Source organism: Bradyrhizobium sp. UFLA05-109 (genome assembly GCF_054185165.1).
Map to the genome: position 1 here is coordinate 107,563 of NZ_JBBIAR010000022.1, position 20,849 is coordinate 128,411.

Genomic DNA, 20,849 nt, shown 5'->3' on the forward strand with positions numbered 1-20,849 from the left:
CCCCTTTAGGGTTTGAAATGGGAAAAATTCGCCTTATCGCCCATTGCTCGCTTTATCCGGGTTGGCAGTCCCAAGTGATTGATTTGTTTGGAAAGTAGCCTTTCCCTAGGGAGCGCCAGCGTTTTCAATAAGTTATGCACAATGAGCCAAATCACCCATCCCATGGGTAAGCACTGGGTAAGCAGGCCTACCGGCTTGTATTTGGAAAAGCGCATCGCGTCGTTCCGCTGCGCTAGGGAATTGTCGTCGCAATCTTTTGGCTAGTCGACTGTCGGGTACACGGCCCTCGCCGATACTTTCGTTTCCGGATCGGTTGAAGCCCCGAGCAACTCCATCTCGAGGCTGGGAATCTCGGGCATGGCCTTGCCGGCGATGCCCTGCAGATCGCCCACCATTCCGACCGTAGAGTCGACAACCGCCAGGATCTGGGCCTCTCGCTTCGACCACTGCTTGCCCATAACCCCTCGTAAACCCATGTCCCGCATCGGTCGCGATACCGTGCAACGGGCCACGTCGAAGCCTTCGCGCTTGAGCTGTCGCCAGATCTTGCGCACACCGTAGACGGAGAAGTTCTGATCGAAGACGGGCCGAACTTGCCCCGGGGGTACACCCCACGGCCAATGGATTTGATCGTGTGCTCACGTATTTGGATCAGGTGCTTCGCAACGGCAAATAAGCGCGCGACAATCGTCCGAGAAGGCAAGCCAGCGGTCCTGAATTTCAAACAGATCAGGACCCTCCGCGCAGAGTGGGACGAATCTCGGTCCGCCATATCACTGTGCACCTGACGACTTCAGGCGAAGAAGTCCGCGCCGCTTTGCGGGAGCTTCACAAACGTGCCGCTCTCATGCAGCTCCAACCTGCCGCGGGATATCGCCAGCTCCGGGCCGGCGTGTATTCCGCCGGCGTGCCCTTGTCGCCGAACAGAAACGGGCCATTGATCTTCTCGATATAGATCCGGCCCTCTTGGATGGGTTCGAAGGCCTGAGCGCGCTCCATGAGGCGGCGCGCGGCCTTTTCGGGATCGGCGCCGGGGACCGATGGCCGACGAGAGTTTGACAAGCTGAAGCGAGTCCTACTCCCAGGCGATGCCATTGTGGTGACCAAGCTGGATCGGCTGGCCCGCTCTAGCCGCGACCTGCACAACATCCTGCATGATCTGGGGGAACGTGAATGCGTCTCGCTGGGCGAAGCCTGGTGCGATACAACGAACAAGTTCGGTCGCCTCATGATGACGATCATGTCGGGGATTGCCGAATTCGAACGCGAACTGATCCGGGAACGCTGCGAGGAAGGCATCGAACGCGCTAAGCGCAAGGGCACCAAGTTCGGCCGGCCCTCAGCACTGGACGCCGGCCAACGCCGACGCATTGCCGAGCGCTATACCGCTGGCGAGACGACGGCAGAGTTGGCGCGCGAGTACGGCTGCGGCGAAGCGACGATCTGGCGCGCGCTGCAATAGCAGTCGGATCGATGCTGGGCTGGCTCACGGCCGACTGGTTCAAACCTGGCTCTCGTCAGCCATTTCGCCATTAAACAGAAACTCAAAGATCACGACATCCGCGTCCCGATCTTCGGGATGGGCCGCGTAGTGGCGATCCAGCGCTTGATCCGGATCCTCTTCATAACCACGCCGAACCTTCACGACCTTGAACGGACGCCGATGGCTCCAACCCTCAATCTGCTCAACCGCTCGGGAGAATCATAAACGACCGCCGTCATGCAAGTGATCAAAACAACCGTGGCCTTACCCATTTCGCCTTGAACGGCTCCTGCCGAGAAGTCGGCGCGGGTGCTTTCGCTAGCTTAGTTTAGTTGCCATTCGGCCCCGGCGGGAGGGTGCTCTGTGGGCACAATGGAGAGCAGCATGAGCAAGGGCCTCGACAATCGGCACCGCAACAAGGATGGCGAAATCAGCAGCAAACACGGAGCCACCCTTGTCCGCACGCTGCGTAAAATTTACAGACAAGGTTTTGCCGCCGGGTATCCGGAAACCGCGCAACTAAGTGAGGTAATGCTTCAACTCAATGAGACTTCGTTAAGCCAACTCCGCCGCGATTACGAGACGCATCATTTAAAAAACAAGATCGCTCATGTATCGAAATAAAGGCACCGACTTGTCGAACTGGGGCTGAAGGTGAAGGCACCAAAATGAACCAGGTGAATGCCCGGCGCGAGATTATTCGGGAATGGCGTTCGCTTCCGAAGGAGCTGAGACAAACGGACGAACAAGCCGCAGCGTTCGCGATGCAGATAAAAGACAAATACAAATTCTCTAGCGATAGCGCAGACTCATATCAAACCGTCATGGGTTGGCTGCTGAGTTACCTATCGCTTACGCGCAGGCCTGGAGTGAAAGACAGCGGAGCGCCCGTGGCTACTTTCTTTCGCGGGTGATGACCAACTCTAGTTCGCTGACTACGTAAGCGCTGTTGCCATCGTCAGGGATTCGGATAGCCCTTCCACAACCACTCCAGCGCCGCCGGCAGGGTTTGCGCAACCGTCGGGCGGTCGACATGCTTGGCGTTGCGCGCGAACAGGAACTGGTAGTGGTAGCCCTTCTCCGCCAGCACCTTCGCCATCAATTCGGAGGACAGCGTCCAGTCGTGCATGCCATCGGGGATCGTCGGGTTGGGATAGAACAGGTCCTGATCGCCCATCTCGAACCAGTAACGGATCGGCTTGGTGGGCGCGCTGGGGATCAGCGGCACGCCGGGCGGCTCCGACGGCATGAGCACACCCTCCTTGACGATGAGGTTGGGACCGGCGGGGCCCGCCCATGGGCTGTGATATTCCCACGCGCCGCCGCGCAGCGCCGGATTGTACGGCCATTGCTGGTTCACCATCGTCGGCGAATAGGCCAGCACCCGGTGATAGAGTTCGGGATGAAACCACGCTATGGTGAAGGCCGCCGTGCCGCTCGAGCTTAGTCCCATGGTCGCGCGGCCCTCGGGGTTCTTGGTGAGTTTTACGCCGGCATTCTGCTCTACGAGCGGCAATACCTCGCGCTCGACAAACTGCGCATAGGTCCCCGACACCGTGTCGTATTCGCGCCCGCGCTGGGCACCCTGCGCGTCCTGCCCGCCATTGCCGATCTGGATCGAGACCATCGGCGGCACGCGGCGCTGCGCGATCAGATTGTCGAGGGTGGTGTTCATGTCCTTCCAGGCCATCGAGCCACCGTCACCCAGCACGATGAACGGCGCCTCCGTGCCGGGCACATATTGCGCCGGGACATAAACCTCGATCGTGCGCGTCCAGGTGCCGGGATGGCTGGTTGTGACGATCATGTTTGACTTGTCGCCCGGCGCCGTCGTCGCGATCATGATCGAGCTGTTGCCGCAGCCCGCCACATCGTCGCGGATCAGGCCAGGGTTGTAGATCACGCTGTCTTTCGACGAGAGGGTGAACGACGTAACCTTGCCGCGCGGCACGCCCTCCTTCGCCACCGTCTCAGGCGCGGGCGCATGCGTCGGGCCGATGATGAAGTTGCCCTCAGCGCCGGCCGGCGGCAGCGTGCCGTCGGAAAGCTCGGTTGCGCGCGGATAGTTCGGGTTGGACGGATCGCGCGTGGGTGGCGCCGTCTTGAAATCGAGGCCTGTGGCGTCGATGAAGAAGGGCGCCGTCTTGTCAGAGGTGTTGGCGCCGGGGGGGACGGCCATGTTCTGGGTGACGCAGGGCGATTGCGCGAGGGCGGCAGGCATGAGCGAAACGGCAGGGATCAGCGCCCCCGCGAGGACAGCCAACAATTTGCGCATCGTCTTCTCCCGGCGAAGACGAGTCTCATTGGCTCGCCTTTACGGGAACTATGACGAGCGGCCGGAGAACGGTCAAGCATGGCCCCTAATGGCCGTCATACTCCGAAAGCGGAGTATCCAGTGACGCCCCGGCGCGGGGTATCGCAGACGACATTAAGCGCTCAGGGATCACAACGGTGCCGAGGGAGCCGCATCGCGACCCTTGATCAGGTCCAGTGCGAGGGCATCGATCGCCTGCGTCCCTCGAGGCGGTCGGGATCAGCGTCACGGCCGTGTCGGCCGATTTTACTTGTCGGTGCCAAACTTCCCGCGACTTCGTGCCTTGGCGCTTTTTGGACGCCGGCGAGCTGAGCGTGCGGACGGTCTCGTTATTGCTGGCGTCCAAAAACCAGCACAATAGCCGACATGACGGTTGTGGTTTAGCATCGTCGTTTTTGCGCATCGCGTCCCAGAAGCGCCGGGCGTCGACCTCATGCGCAAAACCAACGACGATATCGTCGGCATACCGCACATCATCATTCCGCCCGTGGCCTCGTGCCGTCGCCAGCGCTCGGCCCATAGGTCGAACACATAGTGCAGGTAGACGTTGGCGAGCAGTGGCGAAATTACCGACCCCGCCCCGTCCCCTTTTCACTGATTGTGACGACCCCCACGCCCGCCTTGAGCCATTTCTGGATCAGGCGGATGATGCGTGGATCGGCGATCCGATGCTTCTGTCGGTGTCCTGCTCGACGGCGCGTTCGGCAAGGCACCCGTTGACGCAGGGGTGTCTTGTCAGGGCGGAGCGCCCGCTCCGAGTGCCCAGGCGACGGGTTGCAAGGCCGGTTTCACGTCGCGCAGGGCTGGAACAGGGGTATCCAGCCCGCCTCTGATGTGGTCGAGAAACAGGACTATACCGCTGTTCGGGATGTCGTTGATGTTGCAGCGGTAAAGGTCATTTGTCAGGGGTTGCCGCATGCGACGGGTCGGCCGCACATGATCCAGATCAACGCCGCCCGCTCGACTGTCGCCAAAAGTGGTGCATGCATTTGACCCAAGACCGGGCTTTCAACATCGAAGTGGCCCTGGTCTTCATGCTGTCGCCAATGGATCTGCTCGTCCTGTCTGCTGTTTTCACCAAGCAGATAGCAGGATGTAGGTGATCAGAGCGACGCTGAGAACGATGGTCGCCAGGACAGACATCCGCTGGATCTGTTGGTCGAGCGTTGGTAGAGGCGGCACATGAGAAACATCGTGGACGAAGCCGGCGAGATCATCGCGATAGCAACGGATGACCATACGCTCATCGGTGGCCACCACCGCCTCGCGGTGGCGGCCAGCCTCGGTAAAAAACTGTTCTGGCAAGATACCGGCGAACCTGTGAAGCTTAATCCCTTCTTCGGGGGAAGTTCTCATCGAAAGACAGCCTGATGCGCAGTCCAACTTGACGCGACTGGCCGAACGTCCGGTCGAGGCGCATCACGTCGATGCTGCCGACCATTCCTCCTCGCGTTCCAGCCGCACCGCCTCGCACGTCGGGTTCTTCGACTTGAGCCACGTCCTCGACCGCCCGCAGCGATAGGGTGCATCCGTCCGCTTCGACACGATGCCCTCCAGCCCCATGCGGCAGACCTGCTCGAAGACGGTTGGCCCGTCACCCGTCACATGCTCAGTGAACCGGATGGCGCGCCGCTTGGCCTTGCCGATCAGCTTGGAGCCGGCGCTGGCGCTTAATCAACGGCAGTTCGCGCAGGTCGTTGCCGTCATGCTCGATCAGGTCTTACCGATTAAGCACGGTGGCAGGTTGGCGAGCCGGGCTTCTACCTGGCCGCGTGACCACTTCTGCCACAGCACGATTGCGCCGCGCTTTCGTGGCCCACGATGTGGAACGAGTTCTTGCCGATATCGATGCCTATCACGGCGATGCTGAGCTGAGTTTCTGAGACATGGCGTGCTCCTTGTCTTGGGCGCCCCTTGCCAGCTTGTCATGCTGGCAGGGCCGGAGCACGGCCGGACCATTCCATTAGCGGACCTCAGCTCAGCTGCTCGCATAGCGCAAGTCCTGACGGATCAGACGCGATCACGCGCTCATCCGCTGAGCCGCATTGTCCAGATAGGCGGCGAGATGCGCGCTGAGGTCGCGCGCGTCATCGCCGGCGCCATCGATCAATGCTGACTTCCGACGCCGCAGGAACTGCATCCCCATGAGGTAGACGCCCGGCGCCGGGACAACGCCGCCGTCATGCGTGACGTAGCCTTTGCGGTCGAGCACCGGCAGCTCCAGCCAGGAATAATCCGGCCGATAGCCGGAAGCCCATATGATGGTCCTGATCCCGCTCTTGACGAGGTCCATGCCGAGCGGGGGCGCGTCCTCGACGCGGGTCGGCGGCAGCCGATCGGGCGTCGCCACCGCGCCGTCGAGGCCGTTCGCGCGCGCCCATTCATCGAGGAGCTCGAGCAGCCTCCGCATCTTGAGATCGGAAAGCGCGCACATGTTGCGCAGCGAGCCGGAAAATTGCGCCTTGCCGTCCTGTGTGATGCCCGCGAGACGGCCGGTAAGCTTTACACCAATGTCGGAGAGCGCATTGAGGTCGAGCGTCGAGCGGTCCGGCGTGCCGGCAAGCTGCAGCGAGGGAACGCGCCGCGCCCGCACGACGTCGTCCACCTGGTCATAGCGTTCGTCGAGCACGCCTGCGGCGTCCATCCACCATTCCAGATCCTTGCCGCGATAGATGCGCGGGGCCCGGATATGCTCGCCGACCGCGAGCGTGACTGGCCTTCCCGAGCGCTGGAGCTCGTGCGCGATCTGTGTGCCGCTCGAGGACGCGCCGACGACGAGAACGCCACCGTCGGCGACCTGAGCCGGATTGCGATAGGATTGCGCTGTCAGCGTCGCGACCGACGGCGGCACGCTCGCCGCAAAGCTCGGCACCTTCGCGGTGTTGCACGCACCCGAGGCAATGACGACGGTGCGGCATCGCCAGTCGCCGCGATCCGTGCGCACGAGGTACCCCGCGCCATCGCTGCGCACGGAGGTGACGGTCGTATGCGTTCGCACCGGGGCCGAGATCGATTTCGCATAGCCTGCGATGAAGTCGACGATTTCCGGCAGCGTCCGATAACCATCGGGATCGCTGCCCGTATAGGTGAATCCGGGCAGCCGGCTCTGCCACTTGGGCGTGAGCAGCCGCAGCGAGTCCCATCGCTCGGTACGCCAGCTCTGCGCGACTTCGCCGCGCTCCAGCAGGACATGGTCGATCGAACGCTCCGCGAGGCAGCGGCTCATCGCAAGAGCCGCGTGCCCCGCACCGACAATGACGGTGGTGACAGCGCTCATCGGGCCGTCTCGGCAAGATAGTGGTCGCTGCCGCGATCAGTTCACCACGACGGTAACGTTCGTCGGATTGGTCACGATGTCATAGACGGCCGAACGCTTCTGCGATTGCGCAACCAGCGCCTCAATGTCCTCGGGCTTCGCGTCGGCATCGATCTTATATTTCACCGTGATGCCCTTGAAGCCGTTGCGCACCTCGCTGTCGATGCCGAGGATGCCGGCAAGGTCCATGTCGCCCTCGATGGTCGCGGTCACGGACTTCAACTGGATGTTCCGGTTCTGCGCGACCGCCGCGACGCCTGCGGTGAGACAGCTTGCCAGTCCGACCAGGACGAACTCCACCGGCGTCGCGCCCTTGTCCTCGGAGGCGAAGACCTCCGGATGATCGGCATCGAAGTTGAAGGTGGTCTTGCGGTGCTGCTCTTCGCCGAGGCCGAAGAAGCTTTCGACGGTCGAATGGCTGTGGGTGCCGTTCTTCCACTCGCACGCCGCGCGCCACTTGAACTGCGCGGCCTCCGGAGCCTTGGTGAGAGCGTCGCGCGCGTCGAGCAAAGCCTGAACGTTGACGCCATTGCTGACAGTTGTACCGTTTGCCATGATGTGTCTCCCTGTTAATATCCGTGCGGTTGAGTTACTAATCCCGCGGCAATTTCGTTGCCGTGCGATCAGAAGTTCTGAAAGAGCTAGACAAGCGAAACCTCGATTGCCAGCGGCGGCCGCTCCCTGAGGGTGCAGTCCACGGTCGATTGCGTCTCGGCGATTTCGGCCAGATCACGCAATTGCTGATCAAGGACATTTTCCGCCCCGATCTCAATCGACATTCGCAGACTACCGAGCGCTGTCGAAACTCCATCGATGCCCGTCATTCCGCGAGCGTCTGTCTCACTGTGTACGGTCACCTTGAGCGATCTCAGGGTGATACCGAGGCGAGCAGCACGCATGGCGATCGACGTAGCAGTACATGAAGCCATAGAAGCTCGTAGCAGCCAGCCGGGGTTCGGCCCACTCGCATCACCTCCCATGGCAGGCGGCATGTCGGTGATGACCCTCTCCCCATGGGGCCCCGTGACTTCACACCGCAGTCCATTCTGCCACGTTGCGCTCGCCGGCGGGTTCGACTTCTTGGCTGCCGCCGGGCGTTCGAGGAAAACACGGTGTAGTCTTTCCAATGACTCGCGCACGCGCGAATTTGACATGGTCCGATCCTCCCAAATGGACGTACCGAACTGTTCGTCCGGCGAAAGGGGTTCACTTCGTTCCTGCAACGACAACGAATTCTCCCGGTATCGAATAGTGGTCGCTAATCAGATAGGCCTTGAGGGACTCGAGATATTCCTTGCGCGCTTCTGACTTCGTGTCGGGCGAAAAGTGACTGTAGGCGAGCGCCACCGGTCCGCCGACGAATGCCGCATCACAGGCTTCGTCGCCCGTGGCGTATTCGAGTCGTGTCTCAAGTCGCCTCTCGACAATGTCGCCAAACCCGGCAGCGCTGAACGCATGCTGCAGGTTCTGGGCTGTGCCAAGGCGAAAGAACATTGGGCAAACCTCCGATTGGACACGCGCATCAACGATGGGGAAAATTTCCGCCCACCCACACTTGCTCCGCTGGCCCCAAACGGCGCATACGGCGCGCCCTCCCGGCCGCAGCACTCTATGGAAGTCGCGTATCGCCTTCTCGGGATCAGGCACGTACATCAGGCCTAGAGCGCAAAGCACGACGTCGAATGAATTGTCGCCGAAGGTCGACTGCTCGGCCTCCATGCGTTCGAACTGAGCATTTGCGATTCCCCGACCGGCCGCGATGTCTCGCGCGGTGAGGACCATCTGCTCAGAAATGTCCGTGCCGACAATCACACCACTAGGCACAATCGCGGCGGCAGCTCTGATGGTCACAAGCCCCGTGCCACAGGCAACGTCCAGAACCTCGCCCCCGGGCTCAAGGGCGGCCAAATCGAGTAGGGTGGACTGTGCCGGTTCGAGTTGGGTTTGCCACGAACGTTCATAATACGAGGCGGCCTTGTCCCATCCGTACCGTTGCACGCGTCGTTGCAGCTTAGCGTCCATCTTCATCCTCTCGATGAGGATCGTCGCAATCGGCAGGATGGAGGATGCGCCCGAAATAGGTCTAAGTGTTTGAGGATAGCTTGATTTGTCCCTGAGATTGCCCTGATTATTCGCTGAGGACGCGGCCGATTTCCAAGGCGATTGGGGGTACTCGTGCGGTTCGACTGCTACGAATCGCGGATGACCCTGGTGGCCGGATCGGAACCTACGTCGACAGATATCAGGATCTGCGCAGTTCCGGCGAAACCGTCATCATCGACGGCCTCTGCGCCTCCGCCTGCACCATTGTTCTCGCGCCATCCCGCACGACCGGATCTGTGTGACCTCGAACGCGACGCTCGGCTTCCATGCCGCCTGGGATTTCGGTTCCAATGGCCGGGCGATTACCAATCCCGAGGCGACCCAGCTGCTTGTACTCGATGTATCCGTCGCAGGTGCGGCGCTGGATCGCGCAGCGGGGCGGGCTCAGCCCGCACATGATCTTCCTCAGGGGCAAGTAGCTCCAGGCGATGTACACGCCTTGCTATCTGGACGCGCAGGCCAGCACGCCGCGGTCCTTTATTACCCCGCCTCGCTTGCGAGAAGGGGCGGAGGCCGCCTTCGGCGACCGTCCCTAGAGCAGGTTACATGGTGCCGTCGCATTGGCGCGCCCGAGGGGGAAGATGACATGCGGCGGCAGCGGTGCGCGGTGCGCCTGACGAAGCGGCCCTTTGTTTCGCGGGGATGCGTCATGACGCGCCCCCTGTTGTCTGGAAGCCGAGTCGGACCATCGCATTCCTGACCGAGACCGCGTCCAAGGCTTGCCGCTCCAGCTCTTGATGCCGCGGCGGTCGAGTTCGGCGGCAATGGCGCGGAGCGACTGACCTACGCATCTGAGCGGCAGGGCGGCGCGGTGCGCCAACCGATCTGGCGACGCGGCGCAAGATCGACGCCGAGCCGTAACACGTACGGGCGGTCGAGCTATTCCGTCCAACTATGCCATGAGCTACAGTCTGGCGTGAGACACTGCAGCTTGGTTCTCTGCCCATTTATGACCCTCGTGCGAATCGCCAAGCGGCTGGTTCCGGCAATCCGGCCGGCTCGGAATCCTTCCCGGAATCCGTCCCGAAATCCGCGCCCGCGAATCGCCGCGCCATGAAACCGACCGCCATTAAATCGAGCGGCGTGAGAACCGCCTCTACCGAAGCCGCCACCTCCATGGAAACCACCGCCGCCGAGGCCGCCGTGGAAACCACCACCAAAGCCGCCCATGCCGCCGTGCATGCCCCCACCGAAGCCACCGCCCCCGCCGCGCGCCGACACAACGTCGGGTGCAAGTATTCCAAGCACCGCGGTCGCCAACAACGCGATCGTGACTTTACGGAACATGACTAACCTCCTCTCGCAAGAAGGATTGCGTACACCGCTCGGCGCGTTATCTTCACTTGCCGCGCTCGGGCGCCGCTTCACGCGGCCTGATTCCAACCGGCTGTCACGTGACAGCCAATCACGCTAACCCCGCTCGATCCTCGAATAAAATCAACTTACTTCAATGGGGTGGTTCCGGTCCGTTTTTGGAAGCGCCCCCTCCCCAACGGACTGCCTGTCGGACCAATGTCTGCACTCGACGGAAGATGCGGCCACCAAGCAGGAAGCCCGGTTTGACCCTATGGTCCGGCCGCGCGTTGCAAGAGGTTTTGTCAACCTGGCAGATGCGGTCTTGCATCAATGTATCCGGCCTCTGATTGGAGCGTGTGGCGCTGGACGAGCCAAGATCTTGCGGCCGCGATCGATTTATTTGCTGGTATTGGCGCACAGGAATAAACGGCGGCGCAGTCAGTGCATTGGCCGAGGTCGTGAAAGGATAATCGCGAGACGTGAGGGTGTTGGGCTGAATTCTGGGCCTTGTGCGAGTACTGCCTACTTGGCCTTCGCGTTCGGCCGCTGAGTGACCTTCCGTCGCGCCGCGACGTACCTCCTACCACGCGCTGCACACAATGGCACTAAGTCCAATGGCGTGGCCACTGTCCGGCGAATTGTGGATCCATCACGGGCCGCCAAAAGGAGATCGCGTCATCATTCACATTTCACCTGTGAAGGCGAGTTCAGGACGATCTCTGGCTTCCCTTTGTAAGGTTGGACTTGGCCTGTGATAGCGCACGTCTTTCCCGCAACGTTAGGCAAGACAGAAAAGACGCCCGCGCTTTTGGATGGTATCCAGCCGGTGAAGGCTTGGTTAGGATACGTTCCGCCCATATTAAGAAACCTGTTTCCCCGCCCTGATGTCGTATCAGCCGAGACAACGCCCTTCACGCTAACCAACTGGCCATGAAAGTTGGGAGCTTCTTCAGGCGGGATCGTTTTGACCGGGGCTTCTGCGAAGGCCGCGGGGACAACCCCCATCAAGGCAAAAAGTAGGGCAACCGTTTTGAGCATTATTGTCCTCATCGATTGTGTTCCTTCGGAATTATGAATTGACATTTGACGCTTTCGAGCAGGAGCACGCGCTCGATGTGCTCGACCCTTGCCTGCTCGAACGTGCCAGGCGGGCAGCCCTGTGGCCGTCGACGGGGCCGACTGGGGTCGCGACGCATACGTGGTTGTTGATCTCCTCCACGAAGGTACCGACTACCTTCGCTACTTCAGGTGCCGGGCGCGGGTTGCGTGCCCCGACCAACTGGCTCACCTGATAGCGGCTATGCTGCCCGACACCGTTCACAGAGGTCGTCGAAGTAGCGTTAGGCCCTTTGTATTGTGTTAGCCGACCAGCGAGCTCGAGCGTCGCGATCGTTCTCGCGGATCGAGTAGATGTGCGATTTGCCATTGACTACGTTCCGCCAGTAGGACGCGACACAATGATGCATGGCAGCACCTTCCACGCGCAGCGCCCTTCCAGTCTGCACCGCAACGAAGTTACGCCGCCATATTCCCAGAGTGATGGCAGTGGCGTGTGTAGTCGATCAGTCTATCGAGCGGCGCACTGGTACGTTCAACCCATTCGGCCACGGCCAAGTCTGCGTGCCGCTGCTTTTGCTTTTCGGCGCGGGCCCGCTTCACTTCACCGTAATCTGGAGGGTCGTCCTTATCGAGGTTCCAGTACTGAAAAAGGCTTCCTGGGAAATCAAGTGAACGCGCGGTCAGCATCAACGTCAGCGGGCAAAAGTAGCGACGCGTTACTATTCATTCCGACCGCTCCCGCTCCGCTCCAGCAAGCGCTCTTGCCTGCTCCAGAGCGATCTCGCCCGTGACGCAGAGCACAGTCTCGGACCAGCCGGACCAATAGGCTGGGGCCTGCTCAGCGAGAGGGGGTATCGCAATGAACTTCTCGACTGCATTGGTGGAACGCATCATTGTTGCGGTCGATTATTTCATCAGCCGTCCGATTTCTGGCGCCTGGGAATCGGTTTGTCGAGACGCGCTCCGGTATGAGCGGCAGCAACCACCGCCCGAGGAGGATTACGGCGGCGGTGACATTTGCGAGTTGGAGGAGACACCTTCCACGGAGGACGATCAGCCGCGCGAATAGAGAGCGCCGCGCCTGCGCATCTCGCCGAACGTGATTTTCTGGGACCTCACCCCGCGATCAAAGTCTGTGCGCCGCAAGTTTTCGGATCCTAGCGGCTCGAAACCATCGCGACTGCCTTCTTAGGATGCGGCGGTTGAGGGGGGCCGATGGTTTTCCAGATAGCTGTTGCCACCGCTAAAGCGGTAAGAACAGTAGATACCGCCGGAGATCGCTGGGGGCGTCGCGGCGGTCCGCCCGGAAACTGTAAACGCCGTCACGCACGGCCGCTACAGCGCTCCAGTGCGACAGAGCGGCGGACGGCTCAGATGCCGTCTACGGACTATGCGGCGATCTGCGAAAATATCAGGAAAAAGGTTTAGCGACCCCGCGCATGTACCGGCGCAGGTCAATGCTGACTTCCAAACAAAACCACTAACATACCGAACCCGACCAACCCGCCGATCACCAAACCAATTATGGTTCCGATTTTCTCGCTTTTAGCCTGAGCTTGTGCCAGTTGAGCCGAGGATGGGTGGGAACGGTTATTGCTGACTGTTCGTATCGAATTCTGCTTTGTTGGTTGGCGGTGGAGCCACAAGAAGGCGTCCGCATAGCTGCTCTCGGTTTCGTGAGTCCTTGCGTGAGACCCCTCACGGAAGAGCTGCGACCAACTTGCAAGCATTGACGACCTTTTCGGGTACAGCAGGAGAATTGCAATGGCTCCACGTCTGGCTCTTCTGGCCCTCGTCATGGCATTCGGCCTGTCGGTCGCGTTTGCGGCGGTGACGACCGTGCGGCAGGTCACCTCGCACGCAACACATGGGGTCGCCTTTGGCCATGGATTAATTGCTACCATTCCGGCAGGATAGGGACAACGGTGGCGCCGTGCCTGATCGGGATGGAGGGCTTGCGTCGGCGCCCATCATCTCAGCCGCAAGCTGCAGCTACTCGGCCACAATGCCCGGCTGATGCCGGCCAAATACGTGCGGCCGTATAGCAAGGGACAGAAGAACGACTTCCGCATGCCGCGCGCGCGAGCGGCTGGTTAGCCAGCGTACCGGCATCATCAATCAGATCCGCGCCTTCCTGCTCGAGCGGAGCGTTGCGGTCCGGCAAGGGTTGCGTTTCCAGCGCGCCGAGCTGCCAGGCATCCTGGCGACGCGAACCGATGTCTTGTCGCTCCGCATGGTGCGCATCATCGAAGACCTGTCAGCAGATTGGCGTCGCCTGGATGCGCGCATCGAAGGTCTCTCCGGCGAGATTGAAACGCTCGCCCGTCAAGATCAGCACTGCCAGCGGCTGATGACGGTCCCCGGCATTGGCCCCATCATCTCGAGAGCGATGGTGGCCGCGATCGGCACCGAAGACGTGTTCTCCAAAGGCCGTGACTTCGGCGCCTGGTCGGGCTGGTACCGAAACAGATCTCGACGGGAGACCGGACAATCCTTGGCAGGATATCAAGGCGCGGCAATCGCTATTTGCGCAGCCTGTTCGTTCAGGCGGCTTGGGTCGTGCTGGTCAAGCGGGAGTGCGAGTTGATGCAACTGAGCGCCGCGTTTTTGCTGATGAGCCGCGCCGCGGTCGTCGACTTTCGTACGGCAGGTGAGGTCGGGCCGCATCGTCGCCGCGCCGGACGTCTTCCCGAAGGAGCCGGTCGATCCGGCGAATCCGTGCGCTCGGTGGATGGGTTGTTGTTGTCGGCGCATCGCACGGGCGGATGATCGAGGCGTTGCATCAGATCGGGCGTATGACCGTGCAGACGCGGAACCGATTTTGCGTGGGCTGCCACCCCAGCTATGCCGGCGCGCCGATCCCGCAGTTGCTGGCCGCCTGCGCAGCATGCCAGCGGGAACGAGATGAAGCGCGGCGCCGACGTCGAGCCCGACAGTTGAAGTCCGCTCAGCACTTGTGGCGCTGCATCGAAATTGACCGTTTTTTGAAACTGCCGTAGGCTTTGCACCAGATTGCTTGCTTTGTTGATCGTGAGGCGGGCCTCGCCAACGCAACGTGATAGCAGGCGGACCTGTCGGGTCAGGTTTGGGAGCCGCAAACAAAAGGGAATAGGGATGGAAAGCCACATTTGGGGCCTCGAGCCCACGCGCCGCGACTTCATGCTATCGAGCGTCGCTTTTGCCGGTGCGTTATCCTTGCCGGCAGGCTTGCTGGCCGTCAGACAAGCGATCGCCGCTGGCGAAGTCAAGGACGTTCCCCGCAACCGGACCTTGGTTACGGTTCGCGGCGGTACCGACGGCAAGCACACCGAGGCCGAGCTTTGGAGTCCATATGTCATCGGCGCAAATCCACAGCTCGGAGGCAACATCATCTATGAGCCGCTCGCCTTCTACAGCGCCTTTGCCGACAAGACGATCATGTGGCTCGCAGAGAGCTACAAATACAGTCCCGACTACAAAGAGCTGACGGTCAAGACCCGATCAGGGATCACCTGGAGCGACGGCAAGCCGTTTTCCGCAGAGGACGTCGCCTATTCCCTCAACACCCTTAACGAACTCGGCGGCAAGGTGAAATGGGGCAAGGACGTTCAAGAAGTGCTGGAATCCGCAATCGTGGTCGACCCCAACACGACGCTAATCAAGTTCAAGGTGCCGGCGCCGCGTTTCTTCTTCCACATGCTCTCCTACAAATACGATATCGGCCTGCACATCGTTCCCAAACACATCTTCGAAGGGCAGGACTGGCAGAAATTTACCGCTTTCGATCTCGAGAAGGGCTTGCCCGTCACGACGGGCCCCTGGAAGGTCGTGAATGTCTCGCCGACCCAGAAGGTGTTCGACCGGAGGGATTCGTGGTGGGGCGTGGCGGCCGGCGTCGGCAAGTTGCCGGCGGTCGAGCGCATCGTGCTTCTCCCGGACACGGGTGAGCAGCAACTCGCTCAGGGCCTCATCTCGAATGCCGTAGATTTCTCGACCGGATTGCAGGTCGCGACGTTCCCGACCGTTTTCAAAGGCAATCCCAACATCATCACCTTTACGGGCCGCGAGCTTCCCTTCGGCAATTGTGACTGGTGGCCGACTTCGCTCTATCTCAACAACGAGCGGCCCCCCTACAATAATCCGAAGTTCCGTTGGGCGATCAGCTATCTGATTGATCGGCAGACGCTGATTGACGTAGGTTGGGGCGGGTCTTCGAGCCTTTCGCCTCTGCCGATGCCGGACGGTTCAGTTTACAAGGGGTTGCAGCCGTATTTCGACTACGCCAAGCCCCTGCTCGATAAATATCCGACCAACGAATTCAACCCAGCGAAGGGTGCCGCATTGCTTGCCGAACTCGGCTGGAAGAAGGACGGCTCGGGCATGTATGTCGATCCTGCTGGCAAGCCGTATTCGATGGAAATCATCAGCTTCTTCGATTTCCCGTCGGTCGGCCCGGTGCTGGTCGAATTGTTGAAGCGGCAGGGGATCGATGCGACCTATAGCCAGCCGCCGGACATGTTCACCCGCTATTTTGCAGGCGACTACAATGCGGCCATTTTCGGTCACGGCGGAAGCGTGCGCGATCCCTTCGAGACGCTTCGGCTTTACCAATCTTCGTCCGAGGCGATTCCGGGCGGGCATCTCGTCAATCTCGCGCGCTGGAAGAACGCCGATTACGACAAGATCGTCGACGAGGTTTTCGTGACCTCGCCGGAAGACACGGCGAAGATGAAGGAGCTTTGGCTGAAGGCGATGGCCATCTGGTTGCCGGAACTGCCCGATGTGCAGCTCATGCAGTTCTATCACCGGCTGCCGATGAACCTGACCTATTGGAAGGGCTATCCAACCAAAGACAACCCTTACGTCAATCCAGCGTTCTTCCACTCGACGTTTGCGCTTGTACTACATAAACTCGAAGCGACGACGTGACGGCTCTGAAGATGCGGTAACCGGTCCGCTTGCGCGAAGAGGTGAGGATTGCCTGTCTACTATCTCGCCAAGCGGGTCGGAATCTTCTTTTTGATCGTCTGGCTCGCGGCCACGCTCAATTTCTTCCTGCCGCGCATCGCGGGGGATAACCCCGTTGCCCAGAAGGTCATGCAGATGGCCGCCCTCGGCGGCAATCTGCACGCCGGCATGCAGGACATGGTCAAGGAGTATCAGTCGAAATTTGGCATCGATAAGCCTCTCTGGAAGCAGTATCTCACCTATCTCGTCGACATGACCCGGTTCGATTTTGGCTATTCCATCGCCAACTATCCTCGGAAAGTCAGCGACATGATTTTGGACGGACTGCCCTGGACGGTTTGTTTGATCACGGGGACGACGCTGATTTCGTTCGTCATCGGCAACGTTCTGGGGGCCTTCCAAGCTTGGCCGCGCGCGCCGCGTTGGCTGACGGCGATTATGCCGCCGCTGCTTGCGATGAGCGCGATCCCGTTTTTTCTGCTGGGTTTGATCCTCGTCTACGTCGTCGGCTTCAGCCTGCAGTTGGCGCCGCTCTACGGCGGCTACACTGCCGGAGCGATTCCGCAATGGAGCTGGTCGTTTGGCCTCGACGTCGCCTACCACGCCGTTCTCCCTGCGACCGCAATCATCCTAGGTTCGCTCGGCGGCTGGGCGCTCGGCATGCGGGCGATGATGGTGACGACGCAAGGCGAGGACTACGTCACCTTTGCCGAAGCGAAAGGCCTCTCGGATCGCACCCTATTCGTCGACTACGGCATGCGCAACGCGATACTTCCACAAGCGACGGCGCTTGCGCTATCGCTCGGGCAGCTCGTATCTGGCGCTGTGCTCGTCGAGATCGTGTTCGGCTATCCCGGCATCGGCACGTTGCTTTTCCAGGGCATCCGAGGCTCCGATTTTTTCCTCGTGCAAGGAATTGTCTTCCTAGTGATCGTTGCGATCGGCCTTGCGACGCTGATTCTCGACTTGACCTATCCGCTGCTCGATCCGCGCATCGTCCATAGAAACGCGTGATGGGAGCTCATCCTTGAAGCCGCCGAGCAACAGCCGCCATACATGGGCCCTGACGTGGGTGAACTATCTCGCCCGTAACAAGGAGCTGAGCGTTGGGTTCGCGCTTCTGTTGGGCATGATCGCTTTTGCTGTGATCGGCGGGCTGCTCGTGGACCCGCAAAATGCGCGCCCGCTATCGGCGCGCGTTTTGCAGCCACCGTCCTGGGCGCTGCCTTTTGGCAGCGACCGCCAGGGCCGCAACTTGTTCGCGGTGATCACGACGGGCACCTTGCTGACGCTCCGAATCGGACTCATCGCCGGAATTCTCGGCGTCGGCATCGGCGCGGCGATTGCGTTCGTGGCGGCGTATTACGGGGGCTGGGTCGACAGCATCTTGCGCAGCATCGTCGACATCGGACTGACCGTGCCCAATCTCATGATTCTGATTGTGGTGGCGCTCACGCTCCGTCAGGGTATGACGGTCAATGTGATGGCGCTCGTAATCGCCTCGCTCGCTTGGCTTCACCCTGCGCGAACCATCCGGTCCCAGGTTCTCACCCTGAGAGAGCGGGCCTATGTGCAAATCGCGCGGCTCTCGGGCACTAGCGGGCCGGGGATCATCGTGAAGGAGCTGATGCCGAATTTGCTGCCCTATCTCATGGCCTCGCTCGTCGGATCGGTATCCGCTGCGATTCTCGCCTCGATCGGGCTCGATGTGCTCGGCCTCGGCGTCTTCGAGGCGCCGACGCTTGGTATGACGCTTTACTGGGTCAACTTCACCGGCGCGGTGATTAATGGTTGGTGGTGGTGGTGGCTGGCGCCGATCATCGTCGTCGGCATCCTGTTCATCGCGCTGTTTCTGATCTCGATCGGACTGGACGAGATTGCCAACCCGCGCGTTAGGCGTCAGGTCTGAGTTCCGCCGCCGCTTCGGTGGGCGGTTGGGCAAGACTTGGGCTGTCGCCGGGAATCATGATCTCGCCGATATCGGCCCCCGGCACGACATCTTCTTGGCGGTAAAGGAAACAGGCGGCGGCGCGATACCGATCCATGCGAAACATCGGCGGCGTGTTTTCGCGGCAGACCGCCATCGCCGAGGGGCAGCGCGGCGCGAAACGGCAGCTATGCTCCGAGGTCCCCACGCCCTCCGCCGACGGGGCCTCCTCGCCTTTCCAAGCACGATTGGGGTCGGGGTAGGGGATGGAGCCGATCAGCAAGCGCGTGTAGGGGTGTTTGGGGTCGCCCACGACCTTCTCGACGTCGCCGGCTTCGGCGACCAGGCCGCGATAGAGCACGATGACGTTGTGGCTGACCTGATACGCGGTGGTTAGATCGTGCGTGATGTAGATCAGCGAAATCCCGAATTTGTCGTGAAGCTCGCGCAGGCTCGTCAGGATCGTGGCTCTGAGCGAAGCGTCCACCATCGATACAGGCTCGTCGGCGATGATGACGCGCGGGCGGATCAGCAGAGCGCGCGCCACCATGATCCGCTGCCGCTGACCCCCGCTCAACTGGTGGGGATAGCGTCCGAGCGTCTCCTCTGGCCGTAGGCCGACGGCTCGCAAGGTCTCCTCAATCATGCGCCTCGCCTCGTGCCGGGAGCCCGCAAGCCCGAAGTTCAGAACCGGAGTTTCGAGGACATGGTCGACCCGATAGAACGGGTTGTAGGCTTCAAACGGATCCTGGAAGATCACTTGGACGTCGCGGCGAAAGGATCTGAGATGGGTGCCCGAAAGCCTGCGAAGGTCCGCGCCCTTGTAAAGCACCGCGCCTACGCTGGGTTCGGTAAGGCCTAGCAGCAGGCGCGCCAGGGTGGTCTTGCCGCTGCCGCTTTCGCCGACTAAGGCGGTGATGGACGGCGGTTCGTCGGCGATGGCCAGCGAAAAGTTGTCGACCGCGATCATTCGCGGTCCGAGCATCCCTCCGCCATAGATTTTCGTGACAGCGCGCGCCTCGAGTAAAGTGGACATTTCATGCCCCGACGGCGGTTTGCAACGCGCATTGCGGCGCGCTCGTTTCGTAAAGGTGACACGCGACGAAATGATCTGGGCGAACCTCGCGCAAGACTGGCGCGTCGACTTCGCAACGCTGCATCGCATGTGGGCAGCGCGTGCGGAAGGAACAGCCTCGGGGGCGATTGAGCAGCGACGGGGGCAAGCCGGGTATGCCCCGAAACGCGCCCTTGCGTTCCAGGGTCGGCAGGCTCGCTATCAGTAGTTGGGTATAGGGATGAAGGGGCTCGCGGAAGATCATCCGAACGCCGCAAACTTCGGCAAGCGTGCCCGCGTACATGACCCCTAACCGGTCGACGACCTGGGCCATCAACCCCATGTCGTGGCCGACGAGCAGGATCGAGGCGCCGATTTTTTCCTGGACGCGCCGCAGGGTCTCGACGACTTGCCGTTGCACCACGACATCGAGCGCGCTCGTCGGCTCGTCGGCGATGATCACGCGCGCCCGGAGGCTGATGGCGATCGCGATCACGACCCGCTGTTTCATACCGCCACTCAGTTCGTGCGGATATTTGTCGGCGACCTCCGACCCAAGTCCGACCATCGAAAGCAGTTCGCGGATCCGCGCGTCCAGCGCCGAACGCGTTAGCCCTTGGCCATGGTCGCGTAGCGCGTCGGCGAACTGGCGACGCACCCGGGTCACCGGATTGAGGGAATTCATCGCGCCCTGCGCAACCAGCGCGATCGCCGCCAGGCGCAGACGCCGCATCTCCTGTTCCGGCAGCGCAAGGAGATCGGCCCCCTCGAACAGCGCCTGGCCGCTCTCGATCCGGCCAGGCGGCTTGATCAGGCGCATAAGCGCCATTGCGACGGTGGACTTTCCCGCCCCCGACTCGCCAACCAGTCCCAGGCGCTCGCCCGTGCGCAGGTTGAAACTCACGCCGTCGACCGCCCGCACGGCGCCTAACGAAGTGTGATAGTAAACGCGAAGGTCGCGCACCTGAAGGACGGTATTATCTCGCAAGTGCAGGGGCTTTCTTGCCTCGAGGCCTCAGCCTCATCGTGTAGGATATATGCCGACGTACATCAACGACAAAGGCGTGTCGAACAAGACGACCGCGCTGCTCAAGGACGCGGTCCTGAAGGCGGCCGAAACCGCCGGCGGCGGCGGGCCCGACGGTCTCGTGAATTATCTCGTCGGGCAGGCGAAGCAGAACTCCGGCGGCTGCTCGTCATCGGTGCAACAGCGGTTGTTCGACACGTCCGGCAGCACCCGCAACAGCATCCCTGGGTCATGAAGCTGCTGGCCAAGAAGCCGGCCAAACTCGTCGCCGTTGCCGTTGCTAACAAGATGGCGCGCATCGCTTGGGCGATCATGGCCAAAGG

General features: G+C 61.2%; 21 protein-coding genes and 4 pseudogenes. 12 read left to right on the forward strand and 13 right to left on the reverse strand.

Annotation, left to right across the window (positions count from 1 at the left end):
• Positions 1–260: 260 nt before the first annotated feature.
• Together Q3C01_RS44970 and Q3C01_RS18170 are read right to left on the reverse strand one after the other, a co-directional pair.
• The gene (locus Q3C01_RS44970) at positions 261–476 is read right to left on the reverse strand and encodes a DUF2130 domain-containing protein (RefSeq protein WP_479684014.1); all 216 of its coding nucleotides are present in this window, start codon (positions 474–476) and stop codon (positions 261–263) included.
• Positions 456–584: pseudogene (locus Q3C01_RS18170) on the reverse strand (IS3 family transposase); the annotation flags it as partial. The pseudogene Q3C01_RS18170 and the gene Q3C01_RS44970, both read right to left, overlap by 21 nt.
• A 413-nt stretch (positions 585–997) precedes the next feature.
• Here Q3C01_RS18170 and Q3C01_RS18175 point away from each other — a divergent pair.
• Positions 998–1,462, forward strand: a complete 465-nt coding sequence (locus Q3C01_RS18175) for a recombinase family protein (protein WP_458146675.1) — start codon at positions 998–1,000, stop codon at positions 1,460–1,462.
• A gap of 405 nt (positions 1,463–1,867) precedes the next feature.
• Complete coding sequence (locus Q3C01_RS18180; protein WP_458146676.1) at positions 1,868–2,107, forward strand: hypothetical protein; 240 nt, start codon at positions 1,868–1,870, stop codon at positions 2,105–2,107.
• A 334-nt stretch (positions 2,108–2,441) separates the two neighbouring features.
• Here Q3C01_RS18180 and Q3C01_RS18185 read toward each other — a convergent pair whose 3' ends face one another.
• The gene (locus Q3C01_RS18185; RefSeq protein ID WP_458146677.1) at positions 2,442–3,758 is read right to left on the reverse strand and encodes an alpha/beta hydrolase; all 1,317 of its coding nucleotides are present in this window, start codon (positions 3,756–3,758) and stop codon (positions 2,442–2,444) included.
• A 1,221-nt stretch (positions 3,759–4,979) separates the two neighbouring features.
• On the opposite strand from Q3C01_RS18185, the gene Q3C01_RS18190 reads away from it, so the two are divergent.
• Positions 4,980–5,168 carry a hypothetical protein gene (locus Q3C01_RS18190; RefSeq protein ID WP_458146678.1) on the forward strand — a complete coding sequence of 63 codons (189 nt, stop codon included), beginning with the start codon at positions 4,980–4,982 and terminating at the stop codon, positions 5,166–5,168.
• Between the two features lie 13 nt (positions 5,169–5,181).
• On the forward strand, positions 5,182–5,319 hold the full coding sequence (locus tag Q3C01_RS18195) for a hypothetical protein (protein ID WP_458146679.1): 138 nt from the start codon (positions 5,182–5,184) through the stop codon (positions 5,317–5,319).
• Positions 5,320–5,519: 200 nt separating this feature from the next.
• Here the strand turns inward: Q3C01_RS18195 and Q3C01_RS18200 are convergent.
• The 5 genes and pseudogenes from Q3C01_RS18200 to Q3C01_RS18220 all read right to left on the reverse strand — a co-directional run.
• Positions 5,520–5,662: pseudogene (locus Q3C01_RS18200) on the reverse strand (IS110 family transposase); the annotation flags it as partial.
• Between the two features lie 155 nt (positions 5,663–5,817).
• Positions 5,818–7,074, reverse strand: coding sequence for a flavin-containing monooxygenase (locus tag Q3C01_RS18205; RefSeq protein WP_458146680.1), 1,257 nt, complete (start codon positions 7,072–7,074; stop codon positions 5,818–5,820).
• 36 nt (positions 7,075–7,110) lie between these two features.
• The gene (locus Q3C01_RS18210; protein ID WP_027526663.1) at positions 7,111–7,668 is read right to left on the reverse strand and encodes an OsmC family protein; all 558 of its coding nucleotides are present in this window, start codon (positions 7,666–7,668) and stop codon (positions 7,111–7,113) included.
• Positions 7,669–7,754: 86 nt separating this feature from the next.
• Positions 7,755–8,267: an OsmC family protein gene (locus tag Q3C01_RS18215; RefSeq protein WP_458146681.1), complete on the reverse strand. Its 513-nt coding sequence runs from the start codon at positions 8,265–8,267 to the stop codon at positions 7,755–7,757.
• Between the two features lie 52 nt (positions 8,268–8,319).
• Positions 8,320–9,135 carry a class I SAM-dependent methyltransferase gene (locus Q3C01_RS18220; protein WP_458146682.1) on the reverse strand — a complete coding sequence of 272 codons (816 nt, stop codon included), beginning with the start codon at positions 9,133–9,135 and terminating at the stop codon, positions 8,320–8,322.
• Between the two features lie 113 nt (positions 9,136–9,248).
• On the opposite strand from Q3C01_RS18220, the pseudogene Q3C01_RS18225 reads away from it, so the two are divergent.
• Together Q3C01_RS18225 and Q3C01_RS18230 are read left to right on the forward strand one after the other, a co-directional pair.
• Positions 9,249–9,752 (forward strand): annotated as a pseudogene (locus Q3C01_RS18225) (hypothetical protein).
• A gap of 517 nt (positions 9,753–10,269) precedes the next feature.
• Complete coding sequence (locus tag Q3C01_RS18230; protein WP_458146683.1) at positions 10,270–10,509, forward strand: hypothetical protein; 240 nt, start codon at positions 10,270–10,272, stop codon at positions 10,507–10,509.
• A 1,343-nt stretch (positions 10,510–11,852) separates the two neighbouring features.
• On the opposite strand, the gene Q3C01_RS18235 is transcribed toward Q3C01_RS18230, so the two are convergent.
• Together Q3C01_RS18235 and Q3C01_RS18240 are read right to left on the reverse strand one after the other, a co-directional pair.
• Positions 11,853–12,017: a PcfJ domain-containing protein gene (locus Q3C01_RS18235; RefSeq protein ID WP_458146684.1), complete on the reverse strand. Its 165-nt coding sequence runs from the start codon at positions 12,015–12,017 to the stop codon at positions 11,853–11,855.
• A gap of 10 nt (positions 12,018–12,027) precedes the next feature.
• A complete protein-coding gene (locus Q3C01_RS18240) occupies positions 12,028–12,258 on the reverse strand; it encodes a hypothetical protein (RefSeq protein WP_458146685.1) in 231 nt (76 codons plus the stop codon).
• A gap of 172 nt (positions 12,259–12,430) precedes the next feature.
• On the opposite strand from Q3C01_RS18240, the gene Q3C01_RS18245 reads away from it, so the two are divergent.
• Positions 12,431–12,640 carry a hypothetical protein gene (locus tag Q3C01_RS18245; RefSeq protein ID WP_458146686.1) on the forward strand — a complete coding sequence of 70 codons (210 nt, stop codon included), beginning with the start codon at positions 12,431–12,433 and terminating at the stop codon, positions 12,638–12,640.
• A gap of 733 nt (positions 12,641–13,373) precedes the next feature.
• A pseudogene (locus tag Q3C01_RS18250) lies at positions 13,374–14,142 on the forward strand (IS110 family RNA-guided transposase); the annotation flags it as partial.
• Here the strand turns inward: Q3C01_RS18250 and Q3C01_RS18255 are convergent.
• A complete protein-coding gene (locus Q3C01_RS18255) occupies positions 14,115–14,699 on the reverse strand; it encodes a hypothetical protein (RefSeq protein ID WP_458146699.1) in 585 nt (194 codons plus the stop codon). The pseudogene Q3C01_RS18250 and the gene Q3C01_RS18255 overlap by 28 nt on opposite strands.
• On the opposite strand from Q3C01_RS18255, the gene Q3C01_RS18260 reads away from it, so the two are divergent.
• From Q3C01_RS18260 to Q3C01_RS18270, 3 genes are read left to right on the forward strand one after another with little or no spacing between them, the layout of a single operon-like run.
• Positions 14,686–16,479: an ABC transporter substrate-binding protein gene (locus tag Q3C01_RS18260; RefSeq protein WP_458146687.1), complete on the forward strand. Its 1,794-nt coding sequence runs from the start codon at positions 14,686–14,688 to the stop codon at positions 16,477–16,479. The genes Q3C01_RS18255 and Q3C01_RS18260 overlap by 14 nt on opposite strands.
• Positions 16,480–16,527: 48 nt before the next feature.
• The gene (locus Q3C01_RS18265) at positions 16,528–17,532 is read left to right on the forward strand and encodes an ABC transporter permease (RefSeq protein WP_458146688.1); all 1,005 of its coding nucleotides are present in this window, start codon (positions 16,528–16,530) and stop codon (positions 17,530–17,532) included.
• Positions 17,533–17,545: 13 nt separating this feature from the next.
• A complete protein-coding gene (locus Q3C01_RS18270; RefSeq protein ID WP_458146689.1) occupies positions 17,546–18,427 on the forward strand; it encodes an ABC transporter permease in 882 nt (293 codons plus the stop codon).
• On the opposite strand, the gene Q3C01_RS18275 is transcribed toward Q3C01_RS18270, so the two are convergent.
• Together Q3C01_RS18275 and Q3C01_RS18280 are read right to left on the reverse strand one after the other, a co-directional pair.
• Positions 18,411–19,415, reverse strand: coding sequence for an ABC transporter ATP-binding protein (locus tag Q3C01_RS18275; protein WP_458146690.1), 1,005 nt, complete (start codon positions 19,413–19,415; stop codon positions 18,411–18,413). The genes Q3C01_RS18270 and Q3C01_RS18275 overlap by 17 nt on opposite strands.
• A 67-nt stretch (positions 19,416–19,482) precedes the next feature.
• Positions 19,483–20,403, reverse strand: a complete 921-nt coding sequence (locus tag Q3C01_RS18280) for an ABC transporter ATP-binding protein (RefSeq protein WP_458146691.1) — start codon at positions 20,401–20,403, stop codon at positions 19,483–19,485.
• Between the two features lie 133 nt (positions 20,404–20,536).
• Between Q3C01_RS18280 and Q3C01_RS18285 the strand changes: the two genes are divergently transcribed.
• Entirely contained in the window at positions 20,537–20,761 is a 225-nt protein-coding gene (locus Q3C01_RS18285; RefSeq protein WP_458146692.1) for a hypothetical protein, read from the forward strand.
• Positions 20,762–20,849: the final 88 nt, after the last annotated feature.